The sequence below is a fragment of the Idiomarina aquatica genome (genome assembly GCF_003987185.1).
GTDB lineage: Bacteria > Pseudomonadota > Gammaproteobacteria > Enterobacterales > Alteromonadaceae > Idiomarina > Idiomarina aquatica.
Genome location: NZ_PIPS01000001.1, coordinates 1,170,846 through 1,189,939, shown reverse-complemented (window position 1 = coordinate 1,189,939; position 19,094 = coordinate 1,170,846). Strand labels below are relative to the sequence as shown.

General features: G+C 52.2%; 17 protein-coding genes. 11 read left to right on the top strand and 6 right to left on the bottom strand.

Annotated features, from left to right (window positions below):
- Positions 1-30: 30 nt before the first annotated feature.
- Positions 31-891, top strand: a complete 861-nt coding sequence (locus tag CWE23_RS05450) for a putative metalloprotease CJM1_0395 family protein (protein WP_126819703.1) — start codon at positions 31-33, stop codon at positions 889-891.
- Between the two features lie 9 nt (positions 892-900).
- Here the strand turns inward: CWE23_RS05450 and CWE23_RS05445 are convergent, their stop codons facing one another.
- Both CWE23_RS05445 and greB read right to left on the bottom strand, forming a co-directional pair.
- Positions 901-3,237 carry a Tex family protein gene (locus CWE23_RS05445; protein WP_126819702.1) on the bottom strand — a complete coding sequence of 779 codons (2,337 nt, stop codon included), beginning with the start codon at positions 3,235-3,237 and terminating at the stop codon, positions 901-903.
- Positions 3,238-3,300: 63 nt separating this feature from the next.
- On the bottom strand, positions 3,301-3,780 hold the full coding sequence (gene greB / locus CWE23_RS05440) for a transcription elongation factor GreB (protein WP_126819701.1): 480 nt from the start codon (positions 3,778-3,780) through the stop codon (positions 3,301-3,303).
- A 165-nt stretch (positions 3,781-3,945) separates the two neighbouring features.
- On the opposite strand from greB, the gene CWE23_RS05435 reads away from it, so the two are divergent.
- From CWE23_RS05435 to envZ, 8 genes are all read left to right on the top strand, one after another.
- Positions 3,946-4,293 carry a hypothetical protein gene (locus CWE23_RS05435; RefSeq protein ID WP_126819700.1) on the top strand — a complete coding sequence of 116 codons (348 nt, stop codon included), beginning with the start codon at positions 3,946-3,948 and terminating at the stop codon, positions 4,291-4,293.
- A 58-nt stretch (positions 4,294-4,351) separates the two neighbouring features.
- The gene (locus CWE23_RS05430; RefSeq protein WP_198678803.1) at positions 4,352-4,780 is read left to right on the top strand and encodes a VOC family protein; all 429 of its coding nucleotides are present in this window, start codon (positions 4,352-4,354) and stop codon (positions 4,778-4,780) included.
- Between the two features lie 109 nt (positions 4,781-4,889).
- On the top strand, positions 4,890-6,083 hold the full coding sequence (locus tag CWE23_RS05425; protein ID WP_126819699.1) for a GGDEF domain-containing protein: 1,194 nt from the start codon (positions 4,890-4,892) through the stop codon (positions 6,081-6,083).
- Positions 6,084-6,238: 155 nt separating this feature from the next.
- A complete protein-coding gene (locus CWE23_RS05420; RefSeq protein WP_126819698.1) occupies positions 6,239-7,276 on the top strand; it encodes an efflux RND transporter periplasmic adaptor subunit in 1,038 nt (345 codons plus the stop codon).
- Positions 7,269-10,481: an efflux RND transporter permease subunit gene (locus CWE23_RS05415; protein WP_126819697.1), complete on the top strand. Its 3,213-nt coding sequence runs from the start codon at positions 7,269-7,271 to the stop codon at positions 10,479-10,481. Before CWE23_RS05420 ends, CWE23_RS05415 begins: the two co-directional genes overlap by 8 nt.
- Positions 10,478-10,903 carry a potassium channel family protein gene (locus tag CWE23_RS05410; protein WP_105305492.1) on the top strand — a complete coding sequence of 142 codons (426 nt, stop codon included), beginning with the start codon at positions 10,478-10,480 and terminating at the stop codon, positions 10,901-10,903. The genes CWE23_RS05415 and CWE23_RS05410 overlap by 4 nt, the downstream gene beginning before the upstream one ends.
- A gap of 96 nt (positions 10,904-10,999) precedes the next feature.
- Positions 11,000-11,725, top strand: a complete 726-nt coding sequence (ompR, locus tag CWE23_RS05405) for an osmolarity response regulator transcription factor OmpR (protein WP_105305493.1) — start codon at positions 11,000-11,002, stop codon at positions 11,723-11,725.
- Positions 11,726-13,033, top strand: a complete 1,308-nt coding sequence (gene envZ / locus CWE23_RS05400) for a two-component system sensor histidine kinase EnvZ (RefSeq protein WP_105305494.1) — start codon at positions 11,726-11,728, stop codon at positions 13,031-13,033.
- On the opposite strand, the gene sthA is transcribed toward envZ, so the two are convergent.
- Positions 13,030-14,439, bottom strand: a complete 1,410-nt coding sequence (gene sthA / locus CWE23_RS05395) for a Si-specific NAD(P)(+) transhydrogenase (protein ID WP_126819696.1) — start codon at positions 14,437-14,439, stop codon at positions 13,030-13,032. The genes envZ and sthA overlap by 4 nt on opposite strands.
- A gap of 156 nt (positions 14,440-14,595) precedes the next feature.
- Here sthA and nudE point away from each other — a divergent pair, with 156 nt between their 5' ends.
- Both nudE and cysQ read left to right on the top strand, forming a co-directional pair.
- A complete protein-coding gene (gene nudE, locus CWE23_RS05390) occupies positions 14,596-15,144 on the top strand; it encodes an ADP compounds hydrolase NudE (RefSeq protein WP_126819695.1) in 549 nt (182 codons plus the stop codon).
- A 4-nt stretch (positions 15,145-15,148) separates the two neighbouring features.
- The gene (gene cysQ, locus CWE23_RS05385) at positions 15,149-15,961 is read left to right on the top strand and encodes a 3'(2'),5'-bisphosphate nucleotidase CysQ (RefSeq protein WP_105305497.1); all 813 of its coding nucleotides are present in this window, start codon (positions 15,149-15,151) and stop codon (positions 15,959-15,961) included.
- Here the strand turns inward: cysQ and CWE23_RS05380 are convergent.
- The 3 genes from CWE23_RS05380 to CWE23_RS05370 are packed head-to-tail and all read right to left on the bottom strand — an operon-like array spanning position 15,933 to position 19,083.
- Complete coding sequence (locus tag CWE23_RS05380) at positions 15,933-16,175, bottom strand: YheU family protein (RefSeq protein WP_126819694.1); 243 nt, start codon at positions 16,173-16,175, stop codon at positions 15,933-15,935. The genes cysQ and CWE23_RS05380 overlap by 29 nt on opposite strands.
- Positions 16,175-17,164 (bottom strand): hydrolase, encoded by a 990-nt coding sequence (locus CWE23_RS05375; protein WP_126819693.1) that lies wholly within the window; start codon positions 17,162-17,164, stop codon positions 16,175-16,177. The genes CWE23_RS05380 and CWE23_RS05375 overlap by 1 nt, the downstream gene beginning before the upstream one ends.
- Entirely contained in the window at positions 17,161-19,083 is a 1,923-nt protein-coding gene (locus CWE23_RS05370; protein WP_126819692.1) for an ATP-binding cassette domain-containing protein, read from the bottom strand. Before CWE23_RS05370 ends, CWE23_RS05375 begins: the two co-directional genes overlap by 4 nt.
- Between the last annotated feature and the right edge of the window lie 11 nt (positions 19,084-19,094).

The window sequence follows — 19,094 nt, the reverse complement described above, 5'->3', positions numbered from 1 at the left end:
GCTCAAGATAAACTCGCGTATGTAACGGCCATGAATATCACAACCGCACTTCCGACGATTCCTCCGGCACCGATGCCGGCGTCGGATGCTGTTGGCCGTGAAAACCAGCAACGTGCAGCCATTAAAGAGCCTGCATCCTCCCCCCAGGCTGGCACATCAACCGATAAACAAGCGCGTAAGACAGACGGCAAAAAAGAGCAACAGAGCGCTTCTGAGTCCACCAAAGCCGACGGTCGCAAAGCGGAAGATAAGCGTGAATCCGAGCGTACTCCCGAAGAACAGCGTGAAATCCAAGAGGAAGTCCGGGAACTAAAAAACCGTGATGCGGAAGTGCGCACGCACGAGCAGGCACACGCCGCTGTGGGTGGTCAGTATGCCGGTAGTCCCAGCTATGAATATGAACGCGGCCCGGATGGTAAATCCTATGCCGTGGGCGGTGAAGTACAAATCGACGTCAGCGTCGTTCCCGGCGATCCCCAGGCAACCATCCAGAAAATGCAGGTGGTTCGGCGTGCGGCATTGGCCCCGGCGGAACCCTCTTCTGCTGACCGCTCGATTGCTGCAGAAGCCTCGGTAAAGGCAGCGGAAGCCCGTGCCGAACTGGCTAAAAGCGACGCTCCGGGTGCCTCTAAGGCGGCAGAAGCTACTGATGGGGAAGAGACTAAATCGTCGCAAGGCCGTAATGATGCCGGAGACGGCAGTCGTATTCAGGGTCCCGTGCGCAAATCGCTCGAAGGTGAGGGCAACGACAGCTCTTCCGTCGGCAGTGCTGGTGAGCTTGCCGGAACACAGCGAAAGACGCTTTCCGCTGCTGAACGCGGTACGCTGATTGCTGATTTTTATAGCCGCCGCGTGAGCCCGTCAGAAACGGGCTTCAGCGCGACCGCCTAAACCGGATTATTATCCCTTCTTAGCCTTTGCAAAGGCATCCGCCAGGGCATTACCCATTGCCGAATTAGCCGGTTGCGGGCGTGACTTGGCTTTACCCGTACCACTGGATTTACCACCCGCTTTGCCACTGCCTTTTTTGGCTGTCGGTTTGGTGCTGGTGGACGTTGCGGCGATTTCATCGTCAAGGCGCATGGTCAGGCCAATACGATTGCGTTCGAGATCCACTTCAACCACTTTCACCTTAACAATTTGGCCGGCTTTAACGACTTCGCGTGGATCACTGACGAACTTGTTCGACAACGCCGAGATATGCACTAAACCGTCTTGATGCACGCCGATATCGACGAACGCGCCGAAGTTGGCGACATTGGTTACGACGCCTTCGAGCGTCATACCTGGCTTCAGATCGCTGACTTTATCCACACCGTCTTTAAAATTCGCGGTTTTGAATTCAGGACGTGGATCTCGCCCCGGCTTTTCCAGTTCGGCGAGGATATCGGTTACTGTCGGTAACCCAAAACGCTCATCGGTATAGTCCGCGGCATTGAGCCCTTTGATCAATGACTGGTTGCCTATCAGTTCTTGTACCGGCACATTATTTGCGGCGGCGATACGCTCCACCACCGTGTAAGCTTCCGGGTGAACCGCAGAGGCATCCAGCGGCTGCTCACCCTTGTTGATGCGGAGGAAGCCCGCCGCTTGTTCAAAGGCTTTGGGTCCCATCCGCGGCACCTCCAACAACTGTTTGCGGTTGGCAAAAGCGCCGTTATTGTCACGGTAGTCGACAATGTTCTTGGCCAATGTCTTTGATAGACCGGATACGCGTTGCAACAGCGCCGCTGAAGCCATGTTCGCATCTACCCCAACAGCGTTCACACAATCCTCAACCACCGCATCGAGGCTCTGAGCCAGTTGTGACTGACTGACGTCGTGCTGGTATTGGCCAACACCGATGGACTTAGGTTCAATTTTAACCAGCTCCGCCAGCGGATCCTGTAAGCGCCGGGCAATTGATACCGCCCCACGCAGGGATACGTCCATGTCCGGAAATTCCAGCGCCGCCTGTTCAGAAGCGGAGTAAACGGAGGCACCGGCTTCGTTAACAATCACCTTACTTGCCTTGATCTCACTGTGCTGCTTGAGCATGTCACCAACCATTTTGTCGGTTTCACGTGAGTGGGTGCCGTTACCAATGCTGATCAGTTCCACTTTGTACTGTTTACACAACATTGCCAGTGTTCGCATGGCCTTATCCATTTGATTCTGCGGCTGGAACGGGAATACCGTATTAGTAGCAAGCACCTTGCCGGTTTCGTCCACCACCGCAACTTTAACCCCGGTGCGAACACCCGGATCTAAACCCATGGTGGCTTTGGCGCCGGCCGGTGCCGCCATCAGTAGATCTTTTAAGTTACTGGCAAACACTTGAATGGCGGCTTCTTCAGCGCGCTCCCGCACTTTAGCCATCAATTCGGTTTCCATGTGCAACGACAGTTTTACTCGCCAGGTCCATTGAATCACCTGTCGTAGCCAGTCGTCCGCAGCACGCCCCTGATGTTCAAAGTTCAGGAAATCCGCAATAATGACTTCGCAGTGTGAGCCGGCGGTTTTGTCGTCCTCACCGGGATCGGCGTCCATTGATAATTGCAGGAAGCCTTCGTTACGTCCCCGTAACAACGCCAGAGTGCGATGCGACGGAATGGTTTTGAACAGCTCAGAAAACTCGAAATAATCGCGGAATTTAGCGCCTTCCTTTTCTTTGCCCGGCGCAACGGTACTGGTTAAATGGGCCGTCTGCCACAAATGCGAGCGTAGCCGCTTCAACAGTTCAGCTTGCTCGGCAAAGCGCTCCATTAAAATAGCGCGGGCGCCGTCCAGTACCGCTTTGCTGTCGGCAAAGCCTTTGTCAGCGTCAATATAATCTGCCGCGGCCTGTTCCGGCTGTTGCGTGGGATCATTCCAAAGCAGGTCGGCCAGCGGTTCAATACCGGCTTCGATAGCAATTTGGCCTTTGGTACGGCGTTTAGGCTTATAGGGTAGGTATAAGTCTTCAAGCTCGGTTTTTGAGTCGGCAGCCTTAATACGCTGAGCCAGCTCGTCGGTCAGTTTACCTTGCTCGTCAATTGACTTGAGGATGACCTGACGGCGGTCGTCCAGCTCGCGCAGGTAGTTCAGGCGCTGATGCAACTGACGTAACTGGGTATCGTCTAGTCCACCCGTCACCTCTTTTCGGTAACGGGCGATAAATGGCACCGTTGAGCCTTCATCCAGCAACTGGATAACGGCTGCGATCTGGCGCTGATCCACCTTCAGTTCATTAGCAAGTATTTGCGGTATCTGGCTCATAGGACATCTCTTGGTTTTAAAACGTTACGACAAATAATGGGGACGAATACTATCACGAATTGGCTACGCGGGCTGTTGGTAACTTATCTTATTAATTAACCAGACCTTAGTGCCTTGTGGTGTGCGAACCTCGGCTTCATCATCGACTTGTTTTTTAAGCAGCGCACGTGCCATCGGTGAATCAATCGACACCGCATCTTTGCGATCATAAATTTCATCGGGGCCGACAATCTGAAACGCACGAACATGGCCGTCTTCATCCTCAATTTCCACCCAGGCACCGAAAAATACTTTGCCATCCTGTTGTGGTGAGTAGTCCACAACCTTTACCTGTTCGATACGTTTGGTTAAGTAACGGATGCGGCTGTCAATTTTACGCAATTTCTGTTTATTGTATTTGTAGTCCGCGTTCTCTGAGCGGTCACCAAGGCTCGCCGCCCAGGACACCTTCTCTACGGTTTCACGACGCTCCACCCGCCAAAGGTGTTGCAGCTCTTGTTGTAACCGCTCGTAACCCGAGCGGGTGATTAAATTGGTTTTCATACGCTGAAGGGTTGTACCGGCGTTGAATGATGAGCCGATTTTACTGGGTTCTCGTTTTGAAAGGAATGCTTGTGACAATAATCCGGACGCGTGCAACTTATAGCCGTATGCTCTATAACTGTAAATGACTTACTTATTGCGCTCAATTGTGAAAAGGAGATTACAATGAAGATTAAAACCATACTATGCATCACGTCGTTACTCGGCTCGGTATCGAGCGTTGCCGCTGATACCTATCAAGTTTCAACCTCGGTCTATTCAAACGGCGAGTGGGTCGCGTCACCGGTTATGGTTGTAGAAGCAGACAAAATGTCGTCAATAACAATCGGTGAAGACTTTAGTTACCGTTTAACGGTCAAACCGAACCACGATGAAACCGCAGATGTCATTACCGCCGTTTCCATCAAAGGTCAGACGCTCAATCCCACAGTAACTCTTGCCTACGACAAAGAAGCAACCATCGAAATAGGTTCCGAAAAAATAACGCTGAATGTAAGCAAAGCGGGCGACTAGCGGCGGCCGACGACTTTTCGGGTTGGTTAAGGCGTTAACATGAATAAACGCTATCGGTATGCTTGTTTGCAGTACAGCCAACGAAACACTCAATGGAGGCTCTATGCTCTCTTTCGGACGAACCGTTATTCTGGTAGACAATTACGAACGCGCGCTCAAATTCTATGTTGATAAGCTTGGCTTGACGCTGGCGACCGATATTGATGCTGGCGAGCGCCGTTTTGTTCATTTAACCTTCCCGGATCAGCCGAATGCCGGACTGTGGCTTTTACAGGCGGAGACCGAAAAAGATCGGGAGGCAATAGGACAGCAAGCAGGAGATCAGCCCATCGTAGTTATTTATACGGACAATTTTGATAGGGAATTTGAGCGCCTGAAAAACGCCAGCGTTGAGTTTCTTGGCGAGCCATTGGCGGCGGACGGAGCCGTTTCGGCGCACTTTTCTGATTTGTATGGAAACAAGTTTGTTCTGGTGCAGGTAAATTAAGCCGATAGAGGGTTGGCCGTTCCGTTAAAAAAACTACTGCAAAGTGGTGAAAAAAGGAGCAAACTCAGGGTCTCCTCGATTTACCCAATTAGCGCTTATAAGGGACAGAGTGTTGTCACAACAAAAACAATACGACATACACTGGTTAACAGGGCAGTTTCGCGATCAGAGTAAAGAGTCAGAGTACCGGCGTGCGATTGAATCAGGCGTTCGATCGGATTCGCGGCTTGCGCTGTTGCTGGTTTCCGTCGTGTTTGCCATGTTTGGCATCACCGACTATAACCTGCTGGGCACAACCACCGACTATTATTGGTTGCTAAGCATGCGCATCACTGTGGTTGGTACCTGTCTGCTGTTGGCTTTCATCATCGGTCGCCGCGGCGGCTATGCCAGTACGCCGTGGTTGCACGCATTACCGCTGTGGATACTGGCCGCTGGTACTATTCTGATTGTGCCGTTGCGTCCCGAGAGTTTGTCCACTCAAATCACCGCTATTGTGGTCGCTATTATGGCGTTCTATCTGTTGATACCCAACCTACTCACCATCGCCGCTCTGGCGAGCCTCTTTTTGAGTAGTGGCTTTTTGGTTGCCGCCTATATCTACGCAGGCATTTCAGCGGGCGATGTGGTCCGTTTGGGACTGTTACTGATCATGAGCAACATTGTTGGGTATTCAGCATTGCGGCGGCTAGAGAGACTGCAACGTAAGCAATATCTGCTATTGAATGAAGAGCGGAGCCAAAACCGCGTATTGCTGAGCGAAATTAAACACCGAAAATCACTGGAGGCGCAGTTACGGATGGTCGCCGAGCATGACGATCTGACCGGTGTTGACAGTCGCAGACATTTTATGAAACGGGCTAAGGCGTTATTGCAGCGCTCGCGCCTGGAGCAAACACCGTTTTGCTTTTTTATGATAGACGTTGATCACTTTAAGCGCATTAATGACACGTGGGGCCACACTCGCGGGGATCTTATTCTCAGCACCATTGCATCGGTTTGTCAGCAGTCGTTGCGACCATCGGATATCATCGGCCGTTTTGGCGGCGAGGAGTTTGTGGTGGGGCTTCCACATACGCTGCCCGATGACGCCTATGCCGTCGCCGAGCGCTTGAAGCAAAACGTTGCGGCAATTGCGTTATCCGGTGAACTTGCCGGGGTACAACTGAGTGTCACCATCGGTGTTGCAATTGCTACCCCTGAAGATGATCTCGATGACCTGATAGCGCACGCTGATAACCTGCTTTACGTCGGCAAACGGGATGGCAGAAATCAGGTCGTCATGTGTGGTGAATCAACTTAAGCCACATTAATTGCCATTGAGTGCATTTTTTTCACGTCTTAGCTGTATCTGAACCATACTTAGTGCAATTGGGTTACCAAAACATTGCAATGGCACACGATTGGAAGCGGTGATATCATTAATTAAGTTTAAAGCATATTGTTAGGGCAAACACCATGGATACGACGGCTTTTGGTTGTTCAAATCGACTTCACTCCGGGTTTCAGGTTTTACTGATTGTTTTCTCGTTTATCGCGTCTCCCTCGCTATTGGCGCAGCAGTGGATAACCGCTGAGCACCGGCAGATAACCGAGACCTTAGCGCTTGATGGGAAAATTGAGGCAGTGCAGCAGAGCACGGTTTCGGCTCAGACCGCCGGTACGGTGATTGAGCTACCGGTGGATGTGGACGATGCGGTGCAGGCGAACGAGTTGATTGTACGACTTGACGATACCGAGCAACAAGCTCGCTTACATCGTGCCGAAGCGAATTTAGAGAGTGCCGAGGCAACGCTTAATGACGCTCGTCGTCGGTTTAACCGGATACGAGATCTCTATGAACAGGAAGTAGCCTCTCAGTCCGAACTGGATGATGCCCAGACTCAGTTAGAAACGGCCGAGGCGGCGGTCGCCGAAGCGCAGGCCGTTGCCGAAGAAGCCAGCAAACAACTGAGCTATACCGAAGTGCGTGCGCCTTATGCCGGTATTGTCACCGAACGTTTTGTTGAGCTTGGCGAGTCGGTACAGCCGGGACAACCCCTCATCAGCGGATTATCCCTCGAGCACTTGCGAGTGATTACTGACTTACCACAACGATATGCTCAGTACGTTCGCGACAATCGCGGCGCGGAAGTCATTACCGACGACGGTCGCGCACTGGGGATTGCGTCGATGATTTTCTACCCCTACGCCGATGAGGCGTCGCATACTTTCCGGTTGCGGCTCAACCTGACGGATCCTAACGGCACCCTGTTCCCGGGTATGCTGGTGACGGTGAGAGTGGCCGTCGGCGAGAAGTCCGCATTACTGATTCCCTCCTCAGCAGTGCTCATACGCGGCGAACTGCGGGCAGTCTATGTGAAAAATGAGCAAGGGCAAGCACAGCTTCGGCAAGTGCGGCTGGGACGCCAACACAATGGTGAGGTTGAAATCCTGGCGGGCTTAAATGCCGGTGAGCAGATTGCAGTGCAGGCGGAGGCGTTACTGAATGAGTAATACAGAAAAGCCGCTTGGCCCCTCCGGTATTATCGCGAGAGTTTTTCAGCATTCAGAGCTGACACCGCTCATCTGTCTACTGGGTCTGGTGATGGGTATCGTCGCGGTCATCATCACGCCGAAGGAAGAAGAACCACAAATTGATGTCACTATGGCTGACGTATTGGTTGGCTTCCCTGGTGCCTCGGCGCAGCAGGTCGAACAGCTGATAGCCATTCCTGGTGAGCAAATTCTGAGCGAAATGTCTGACATTGAACACGTTTATTCGGTGTCGCGAGCCGGGCAGGCTGTTCTGACCGTTCAATTTGAGGTTGGTGTTCCACGTCAGCAAGCGCTGGTAAGGTTGTACAATAAAATCCAATCGAATGCCGATTGGTTTCCGCAGGGGTTAGGGGTCATGCAACCGGTGGTGAAGCCGCGTAGCATTGATGATGTGCCGATCATGACGCTAACGCTTTATAACCGTGACCAACTGACCAGCGCTGAACAGTTAACGGCGCTGGCACACCGGCTGGAGATAGCTCTTAAACAGATACCCGGAACGCGCGATATTAGAACCTATGGTGCTGCCGGGCAGCACGTTAATGCACGCCTTGAGGCCAGTAAGCTGGCCGGTTATGGGTTGACGGTGCTGGATATTCAACAGGCGATCGAGAGCGCCAATCTTGCAGCGCCCGAGTCACGTATTACCGATCAGGGACTGTCCATTCCATTTCAGGCTGGAGCATTCCTTGCCAGCGTCGAAGACGTCCGTAACTTGGTGGTTGGCACGGTTGAGGGTAGGCCGATTTTCTTTGCCGATATTGCTGAGATTGAAGACAGTGGCAGCGCCAACGAACAGTCGGTATTGATGGGCGGACTTGACGGCGACACAGCTATTTATCCGGCAGTGACCCTTGCGATAGCGAAAAAGCCGGGTGAAAACGCCATTGATATTACCAATGCCGTGCGGGCGAAATTGGTGGATTTACAAAACCAGCTATTGCCGGCCGATGTTGAAGTGAGCATAACCCGCGATTATGGCGAAACGGCGACGGAAAAGTTCGAACAACTGGTGTCCGACCTGATTTCTGCCACCCTCTCGGTGATCATTTTGGTGTTACTCACGATGGGCTGGCGTCAGGCGGTTATTGTCGGTGTCGCGGTGCTGGTAACACTGCTGTTTACCCTGGTGTTCAGCTGGTTCTGGGGATTTACCTTAAACCGTGTGTCGCTGTTTGCGTTGATTTTTTCCATCGGTATTTTGGTGGACGACGGTATTGTTATTACTGAGAACATTCACCGGCGCGTGCGTAATTCCACCAAACCCTTGCCGGAGGTGATTCCGCGGGCCGTGGATGAGGTCGGGTCACCGACCATTATGGCGACTTTAACCATCATTGCGGCGTTGCTACCGATGGCCTTTGTCAGTGGCTTAATGGGGCCTTATATGAGCCCTATCCCGATTAATGCTTCTGCCGGTATGCTGTTTTCCCAGTTGATGGCATTTATTGTTGCGCCCTGGCTGGCGCTACGTATGTTGAATCGTGAGCGGGGCAAAGACAGTGATGATGCCAGTGATTCTGCCGCGGGTACTTCGCCGGCGTTAAAGCAGCTGTTTGAAAAATTGCTGCGGCCGTTGTTAGGCCAGCAACGGCGGTTACGGCGGGCATTATTCGGCGCCGCCGTGCTGGCGCTGTTACTGCTGGTGATGTTGCTGCCAGTCACACAGGGTGTGATTTTGAAAATGCTGCCCTTTGATAATAAATCTGAACTGCAGATTGTCGTCGATATGCCGGATGACGCAGCGATGGAGGAGACCCAGCGCTTACAGGTGGCGATGGGCAACTACCTGTCGACCGTCGATGACGTTGCGAACTGGCAGGCTTATGCCGGCACCGCATCACCGATTAACTTCAATGGTCTGGTGCGGCAATATTACTTACGTAGCCAACCTAATCAGGGTGATCTGCAGGTCAACTTAAAGGACAAGGAGAGCAGAACGCGTTCGTCTCACGATATTGCCCGGGCTATTCGTGCAGAGTTAACCGCGATTGCTGAGCCCTTTGGTGCGAGTATCAAGGTGGTCGAAGTGCCGCCGGGGCCACCGGTACTGGCGCCGTTGGTTGCGGAAATCTATGGCGGTACTAGTCAACAGCAAATTGAACTGGCGGAAACACTGCTGGAAAAAATAGGCCAGGTAAACGGCTTGGTTGATGCCGACTCGAGCACCACCGATGAAGTAGCACGTTGGTTTTTGACCGTTGACCGGCAACGAGCGGCGCAGTTGGGTGTATCACAGTCACAAGTAACGCAAACCCTCAGTTTGCTGGTCAATGCGCAGCCGGCCGGTTATCTGCATAAGGATACCGCAAAGTACGCGGTACCCATCCTGGTGCAACTCAATGACGGTGCGAAAGCTCAGCAACAACAGATCTTGTCGTTACAAGTGCGGGCGCAGGATGGGTCGATGATCCCGTTGTCGACCATCGCCAGTATTGATACCGATCGCTGGCCACGCAGCCGTTATCATAAGGATTTAAAGCCCGTCACTTATGTACAGGCTAATATGGCGGGCGAGACCGATTCTCCGATTTACGGCATGTTCCAACTGGTATCACTGATTGATGAACTGGATAATCCACCGCAACAGTTTTTCATTAATCAGCCTGAGGCAACCGGGCCCGTGGCGATTAAATGGGATGGTGAGTGGCAGATTACCTACGAGACGTTCCGTGATATGGGACTCGCTTACAGCGTCGGGATTTTCATGATTTTCGTGTTGTTGGTCGCGCAATTCCGCTCCTATTTGATGCCATTGATCATCATGTCGCCAATACCGCTGACCTTGGTTGGGATTTTGCCCGGCCATTGGTTGCTGGGTAAAGAATTTACCGCAACATCAATGATCGGCATGATCGCATTGGCCGGCATTATCGTGCGGAACTCGATACTGTTGGTGGTCTTTATTCGCCAACTGATGGAAGAGGGCTATTCACTGGAAGATGCCGTGGTACTCGCCGGCGCTGTGCGCTTAAAACCGATCGTGCTGACGGCGGTATCGGCGATGATTGGTGCCTATTTTATCCTTGCGGATCCGATTTTCAACGGGCTGGCGATTTCGTTGATTTTCGGTCTGGCGGCGTCAACGGTGTTGACGGTGATTGTCGTTCCTCTATTGTATTACGGGTTGTACAACTTTTTAGCGGACAGTAAACGCTCGTGATCATATCGTTTCTTGCCAACAGTCTGGTGGTGTTGCTGGTCGTGGCGTTTCACTATGAAGCGCTACGGCAAATTGGTTTGGTCTTTCACAAGTGGCGGGTGTTGGCGCAGTTTCGCATCGGCATCGCCGTGTTGCTGGCACTTATCGTCCACAGTTGTGAGGCGGCCATTTTTGCACTGGCTTATTATTTTATGCATCACCACCCTGATTTTGGCACCTTGCACGGTGCTTTTGACGGTAGTTTCCTCGACAGTTTGTATTTTTCCTTCACGGTTTATACCACGGTTGGTTTCGGTGATATTTATCCGCAGGGCGAGTTACGCTTTCTAACCGGCATTGAAAGCCTGACCGGGCTGGTATTGATTACCTGGACGGCGTCTTTTTTATACGTAAAAATGACGCGTTACTGGACGGATTTATAAAAGCCTGTGGACACATTTGTTAACACTCAAAGGCTTCTTAATCCGTTTTTCTGAGTGTATGTTAATAACCAAAATACCAAGACCGAGAAAAATACCATGACACAAGAAACCCTAAAGGTTCTGGTAGTAGATGACGACGCCCGCCTGCGCAGTTTATTAGAACGCTATTTGAACGAACAGGGATTCCAGGTTCGTGTAGCACAAAACGCTGAACAAATGGATCGCCTGTTAACCCGGGAAAATTTCCATCTGATGGTGCTGGATCTGATGTTACCGGGTGAGGACGGCCTATCTATCTGTAAACGCTTGCGGCAAAACAATAATACCATTCCGGTTATTATGTTAACGGCCAAAGGCGACGAGGTTGATCGTATTATCGGGCTCGAACTCGGTGCCGACGATTACCTTGCCAAACCCTTTAATCCCCGAGAACTACTGGCCCGTATCCGTGCCGTGTTGCGCCGTCGTGGTAATGAGGCTCCGGGAGCACCCAGTCAGGACGACGAAGAGGTCACCTTTGGCACTTATCGCCTCAACCTCGGAACACGTGAAATGTTTGATGGTGATACGCCAATGCCACTCACCAGTGGCGAGTTTGCGGTGCTAAAAGCATTGGTCACTCATCCGCGTGAGCCCTTGTCACGGGACAAACTCATGAATCTGGCCCGCGGTCGTGATTACAGTGCACTCGAGCGGTCGATTGATGTCCAGGTTTCGCGTCTGCGTCGTATGCTGGAAGCGGACCCTGCCAAGCCCCGTTATATTCAGACGGTGTGGGGTCTGGGTTATGTGTTTGTGCCAGACGGCCGATTAAAAAGTTAAATGACACTTTTCCCTAAATCAGCGTTTGCCCGAACCGTCGGATTGTTGGCGTTGGTGCTCTTACTGAATCAGGTCGTGTCCTATCTGATGGTGAGCAACTACGTCGTCAAACCCTCGGTTGAGCAGATCACGCAGCTGGTTGCCAAGCAAATAAAAACCATGTTCATTCGTGAGACGACACTTCCTGAGCGACAGACGGAACAGTCGCTTGCGGTGGCGTTCTATGAGGCAACGGGTATTCGCGTATTTGACGATGAAAAAGCGCAGGAAGAGGGACTTCGCTTAACCACTTACTACGGTTATTTGTCGGAAATCATGTCAGCGGAACTGGGCGGCGAAGCGGAAGTTCGGATTGCTCAGGGAGAGGAGTTTTTTGTCTGGGTAAAACCTCCGCAGGCACCTGACTACTGGATTCGGGTGCCGCTTAACAGCCTCACGTCGGGGCAGTTTTCTCCGTTGGTCATTTATTTGCTGGTGATCGGTATCCTCAGTGTGGTCGGCGGCATCCTCTTCGCGAACTGGTTGAACCGGCCGTTAAAGGCGCTGGAAGAGTCGGCCAAACAGGTTGGTCGCGGTGAATTTCCGTCGCAGTTGCCGGAGCGGGGCGCCAGTGAAATCGTGGCGGTAACACGGGCGTTTAATCGTATGTCGCGCGGCATTCAGGAATTGGAAAATGACCGCAACTTATTAATGGCCGGGGTTTCCCATGATTTGCGTACACCACTGACGCGGATTCGCCTGGCGGCGGAAATGATGCCTGAGTCCGAGGATTACCTGGCGCAGGGGATCGCTGAAGATATCGATGACATGAATGACATTATTGACCAATTCATCGATTATGTTCGGTTGGATCAGCAGGAAAACTCCAGCAAAGAGTCATTGAACGAGTTGCTGGAACAAACCGTGGCTAACGTTCCGGATTCCTGGCAGAAACAATTTCACGTTAATTTAGGCCGTTGTCCGCGTATCCAGTTGCGGCCGTTGTCGATCAAGCGCGTGGTCATCAATCTGCTCGAGAACGCTGAGCGGTATGGTAATGCCAATGTTTGGATCGAATCGGGCTACAACAAGAAACGCCGTCAGGTTTGGTTTTCTGTTACCGATGATGGTCCCGGCATCCCGCCGGAACAGCAACAGCAGTTATTCCAACCGTTCACTCAGGGTGATAAAGCGCGCGGCGGCGTCGGCTCGGGGTTGGGGCTGGCGATCATCAAACGCATTGTTGACCGCCATGACGGCACTATCGACATGGAGAATGTGCCGGGTAAAGGTCTTAAAGTTACCGTTCAGTTACCTCAACGTAGTTAAAGTCGATTGATGCCGTTTAGCGCGGCAACACGATAGGCCTCGGCCATGGTCGGGTAGTTGAAGGTGGTATTAACAAAGTAGTCGATGCTGTTACCCCCGTTTTTCTGTTCCATGATCGCCTGTCCGATGTGAATAATTTCCGAGGCCCGTTCACCGAAGCAATGCAGACCCAGCAGTTCTCGGGTATCGCGGTGGAACAGTAGCTTTAAACAACCCACATTGTTACCCGAAATTTGTGCACGAGCCAGATGCTTGAATTGCGCCCGGCCAACTTCATAAGGCACTTTGGCCGCGGTCAGTTCCTCTTCCGTCTTACCGACGGAACTGATTTCCGGAATGGTGTAGATGCCGGTTGGAATATCACTGATAAGCTCTTCATCGCAACGGCCATTAAGAATAGCGGTGGCGCAGATGCGTCCTTGATCATAGGCGGCGCTGGCGAGACTTGGATAACCAATGATGTCGCCCACGGCATAAATATTGTCGACGCCCGTGCGATAATTTTGATCCACTTCGAGTTGTCCACGATGATTCGGTTTAAGACCGACGGCATCGCAATTCAGCGCTTCAATATTACCGGATCGGCCGTTGGCGAATAATAAGCAATCGGCTTTCATGATTTTGCCCGACTTGGTTTTCAGCGTAACGCCGTCGTCATGGCCGGTAATGCTTTCATATTCTTCGTTGTGACGGATCACCACACCATTGTTACGCAGGTGGTAACTGAGCGCATCGGAAATCTCAGCATCCAGAAACGACAGCAGCCGATCGCGTTGGTTAATCAGATCGACTTTAACACCCATACCACGAAAGATACTGGCGTATTCGCTACCAATAACACCGGCTCCGTAGATGAGAATGTTTTTGGGATCCTTATCCAGCGAGAGCACGGTATCTGAGTCGTAGATGCGTGGGTGCTTAAAATCAATGTCGCCGGGGTGGTATGGACGAGAGCCTGTGGCAATCACCACTTGCTCAACATTAAGGTAGTCAAAGGAGCCGTCATTTTTGGTGACTTTGATGCGGTTGGCGTCAACGAACGAGGCTGAGCCGTGAATCACGGTAACGTCGTTGCGCTGATAAAACGAACTGCGCAGTTTAACCTGTTTACGAATAACGCCTGAGGCATAATGCAAAATTTGCGAAAAGGTCATGCCACTTTGCCAGCCGGTACCGGTAAACAGCGGGTTGTTGTTGTACTCAATCAGGCGACTGACCGCATGACGGAGCGCCTTCGACGGGATGGTTCCCCAGTGCGTGCAGCCACCGCCAATGGACTGGTGGCGTTCAACAACAGCAACTTTCTTATCGTTTTTTGCCAGTTGCATCGCAGCACCTTCGCCGCCCGGACCGGTACCGATAACAACAACATCAAAATTGGTTTCAGTGGCAACTTTTTTACCCACAGAACTTCTCCAGCCGATTTTACGAAAATTGCTGATAGATTAGCATTGCCTCAGGGTAACGTCATCAGCACATAGATCTAAGTCTTAATTGCTACTGTTTTCTGTCTGCAGAGGCGTTATAGTAGAAGCTGATATTTATCATGGTAGTAACGCATTATGGCATCTCGACAAGTTCCTAAGGTATTGGCACGGAAAGTCGTCGCGCAAAGCCGACTGTTAAAAATCGAAGCGGTGGACTTGCGTTTTAGTAACGGCGAACAACGACAGTTTGAACGTATGCAAGGTAGTGGCCGAGGTGCGGTGATGGTGGTGCCGTTTATCGATGATGAAACCATGATCTTAGTGCGGGAGTATGCTGCCGGGCTGCACGAGTATCAATTGGGCTTCCCTAAAGGCTTGATTGATCCGGGCGAGACCCCCGAGCAGGCGGCACAACGAGAACTCAAAGAGGAAATTGGCTACGGCTGTCGGTCCTTACAGCGCTTGACCGAGGTCACCATGGCGCCGCAATTTTTTCAGGCTAAGATGACCTTATTTGTGGCTGAAGACTTGTACCCCGAAGCGTTGCCGGGAGATGAACCCGAGCCGCTGGAAAAAGTGCCGTGGAACATTAACGAGGTCGAGAAGCTGCTGGCGCAACCGGATTTTAGCGAAGCGCGCAGCTTGACCGCACTGTTGCTGATGTTGCGAAATAAAGGACGGTAAACACATGCTGGATACCCTTGCTGGTATTGCCCGGGAAGCGGGCGAACGTATTATGCAGTTGTACGAACGGCGCGACTATTCCACCTATCAAAAGCCGGATGAATCGCCGGTTACCAGTGCCGATATGGCAGCAAGTGAACTCATCATTGACCGTCTGCAGCAGGTGTATCCTGATATTCCGGTATTGTCGGAAGAAAGCGAACATGAAAGTTATCAACAGCGACGTGGTTGGCAGCGTTATTTTTTGATCGACCCGATTGACGGCACTCAAGAATTTATTTCCCGCTCGGGTGATTTTGCCGTGAATATCGCGCTGGTGGAAGATAATCAGCCCACGCTCGGGGTGATTTTTTGGCCGGCGGGTAACAGTCTGTATGCTGCCAAACGCGGTGAAGGCGCTTATAAAACCACGACGGCAGGCAGTCAGCAAATTCGGGTGCGGGCGCTCGATGATCCTCAGTCCGATCCCATCATCATCGCAATCAGTCGTCGCCAGCCACGCGCTCCGGTGCTCAGCCGCATTCAAACGGATCGCGAGTTGCAGCCATTACCCGCTGGCAGTTGTTCGTTAAAAGCCTGTTTTATCGCCGAAGGAAAAGCCGACTGTTTCCTGCGGCTTGGTCCGACCGGCGAGTGGGACACCGCCGCCGCACAAGTGATTGTTAGTGAGGCCGGCGGCACCATCGTCAACGAAAACTTTGAGCCTATCACGTACAATCAGACCGTTAGTCTGTTGAACCCCAACTTTCTGGTATTGGGCGACCCAAGGGTCGATTGGCAGAGCGTATTTATTGCTCGTCAGCCCCGTTTTCGTTAGCGCTCACTTGTTGTGGATCGACAATATCCACGCTTTCGTGCAGTTCGGAGTAAACAATAACGGCTTCGCCGGATTTAAGCTTATGGCGTAATTGTTCAACCTTGGCAGCGAAACTCAGTTCCTGCTCGCCGTAATCGGTGCCTTCGCGCAGTACCACCGACTCCAATAGGTTATTTAATGTCTCTGGGTCTAATTCCTGCCATGGAATTCGCATTAGCGTGCCTCCATTAGTTGATGCTGTAAGAAACCAATCAAGCGCTGTGGAAGCCAGCTTTGCCAGCGTCCGTATTTGCGTTCAACAAAGCCCATGTGACCACCATGATGGCTAACTTCGTAGGTCACGGCGGCAGACAACTCTTTTGCCGTCGGCACAACCGCAGCGCCCATAAAAGGGTCGTCATGGGCATGGATAATCAGAGTCGGAGTAGTGATATGGGCTAAGAACTGCCGTCCGCTGGCGCGGTGATAATAATCATCAACGTTTTTAAACCCATGCAGCGGCGCTGTGATGTCATTATCAAACTCAAAAAAGCTCTGCATCGGCGTGGTATCGACATTCGCCAGTGGGTGGTCGTCTGCAATAATGCCTTGTTCACGCTTTAGGCGAAATTTTTGTTTGAGCGGTGTCAGCAGGTAGCGCCGATAAATCCGCGATAATCCGCGATCAATGCGTTCTGAGCAACTGTGTAAATCCAATGGTGCACAGGCAATTGCGGCCGCTTGCAGATGTTGGCTAACGGAGTTGGCCAGTAACTGTGCCAGCATGTTGCCGCCAAGACTGAAGCCGGCGGTCAATAGACGCGCGTTGCCAAAACGTTGTTGTAACCAATCAATGACCGCGCTGGCGTCGCCGATATCGCCAGAGTGATAGGCGCGGGGGAGACGGTTCAGGCCCGACTTGCCGCAGCCACGAAAATGCATTACCAAGGTTTGCCAGCCCAGTGCGTCAGCGAGTTCCATGGTTTGCCAAATATAAGGCGAGTCAACGGAGCCCTCCAGACTATGAAACAACAACAAGATTGGTTTTGAGCTGCGGCGATCGGGTGGCCGTCGCCAGCACAGGTCGACGAAGTCACCGTCAGCGAGCTCAAACGGCTGCCAATGTCCTGACCATTGGCGCGGCTTAAACAGAATTCGCGGCGTCAGTGTTTGCAGGTGAGGGTTGCTCAGCCCGAATGGGGCAACAAAGCTCGCGCTGTTCATATTGTATCGTGACTGTCGGCAAAGAGTTGCTGGTGTTCGGCCAACTCTTCCTCGGCGGCCATCCAGTCCGCCTCGGCTTGTTCCAGCTGTTGTTTGATCGCTGTCTGCTGCTGCAGTAAATCCTGCAGTTGGGCTTTGTTAGCGTCATCATACAAACTGGCATCACTGAGTTGTTCATGCAATTGCTCAAGCTGTTGTTCCAACTGGCTGATTTCGGCCTCGCGCTGTTCAATCCGCTTTTTCAGCGGTGCAACCTGTTGTCTGAATTGCGCTTCCCGGCGTTTCTGCTCTTTGCGGTCCGGCGCCTGCCGCTGGCCGGCCGCCGGAGCCGACTTACTCTTACTGGCACTGGCCTGTTCCTGCAGCCAGCGATGGTAATCGTCAAGGTCGCCGTCAAACGGCTGTACCTGACCACCGGCAACCAGACAGAATTCATCAACGGTGGTGCGTAACAGATGGCGATCGTGAGCCACAACGATCAGTGCGCCCTGATAGTCCTGTAATGCATCAACCAGCGTATCGCGCAAACTCAAATCAAGGTGGTTGGTTGGCTCATCAAGCAACAGCAGGTTGGGTTTTTGATAAATAATAATGGCCAGTGCCAGGCGCGCTTTTTCGCCGCCTGACATAGGTTCAACTGCGCGTGTCGCATCGTCCCCGGAAAAGCCAAGCTTTCCGAGGAAGTCGCGTAACTGCTGCTCTGTGGCATGGCGATCTAAACGCTGCAGGTGTAACAGTGCAGAGGCCTGCATGTCTAACGTCTCTAATTGATGCTGGGCAAAGTAACCGATTCTCAGCCCCTGACTGACAACGCGCTCACCACCTAAAGGCGGAAGCTCGCCGGCCAGCAGCTTAATTAAGGTTGATTTACCGGCGCCATTGCGGCCGAGCAGGCCAAGCCGTGTGCCGGGGACTAAATTGAGCTTGATAGAGTGAAGTACAACCGTTTCATCGTAACCTGCCTGGGCGTCGCGCAGGGTCATTAAGGGGTTAGGCAGTTGCGGTGGCTCTAAAAAGCGGAACTGGATGTCTGACTGCGCTCGCAGCGGTGCCTGCGTCGGCAGTTTTTCGATAGCTTTTAAGCGGCTCTGGGCCTGCTTGGCTTTGCTGGCTTTATAGCGGAAACGGTCGACATAACTTTGCAGATGTTGACGCATCACCTGTGCTTTTTCGTATTGGCTCTGTTGTTGCGCCAGTTGTTCCGCGCGCTGAGCTTCAAACTGACTGTAATTCCCGCGATAAGCGTTAACCCGCTGATGCTCGATATGCAGTATGTCAGTACACACCTGATCAAGGAAGTCGCGGTCGTGAGAAATCAAAATCAGTGTGCCGGAAAACTGTTTCAGATAGTCTTCAAGCCAGAAAATGGCGTCGACGTCCAGGTGGTTGGTTGGCTCATCCAGCAACAACAGGTCAGCCCGCGCCATCAATGCTTGCGCCAGATTAAGACGCATTCGCCAGCCGCCGGAGAACGCCTTGACCGGATTCTGCAACTGCTCCTGTGCAAAACCAAGTCCGGCCAACATCGCGCTGGCGCGAGCCTCGATATCAAAGGACCCAATGGCCGCCAACTGATCGTGCAACTCAGCCATGCGGTGGCCGTCTTCGGCGGTCTCGGCCTGTGCCAACTCGGCCTGTAATTGACGAAACGGGCGATCACCATCGATCACGTAGCTTAATGCGCTTTGCTCAAGTGCCGGTGTGTCCTGGGCAACGCTGGCAAAACGCCATTTTGCCGGTACATGCAGTTGCCCTTCATCGGCTTGTAGTTCGCCTCTAAACAGGGCAAATAACGATGATTTGCCACAGCCGTTTTTGCCGACCAGGCCAACGCGATGCTGTGGAAATATTTGAAAGCTGCTGTCTTCAAACAGAGTACTACCGCCTCTCAACAAGGCGAGGTTTTCGGCTGTGATCATGGTCTGTTTAT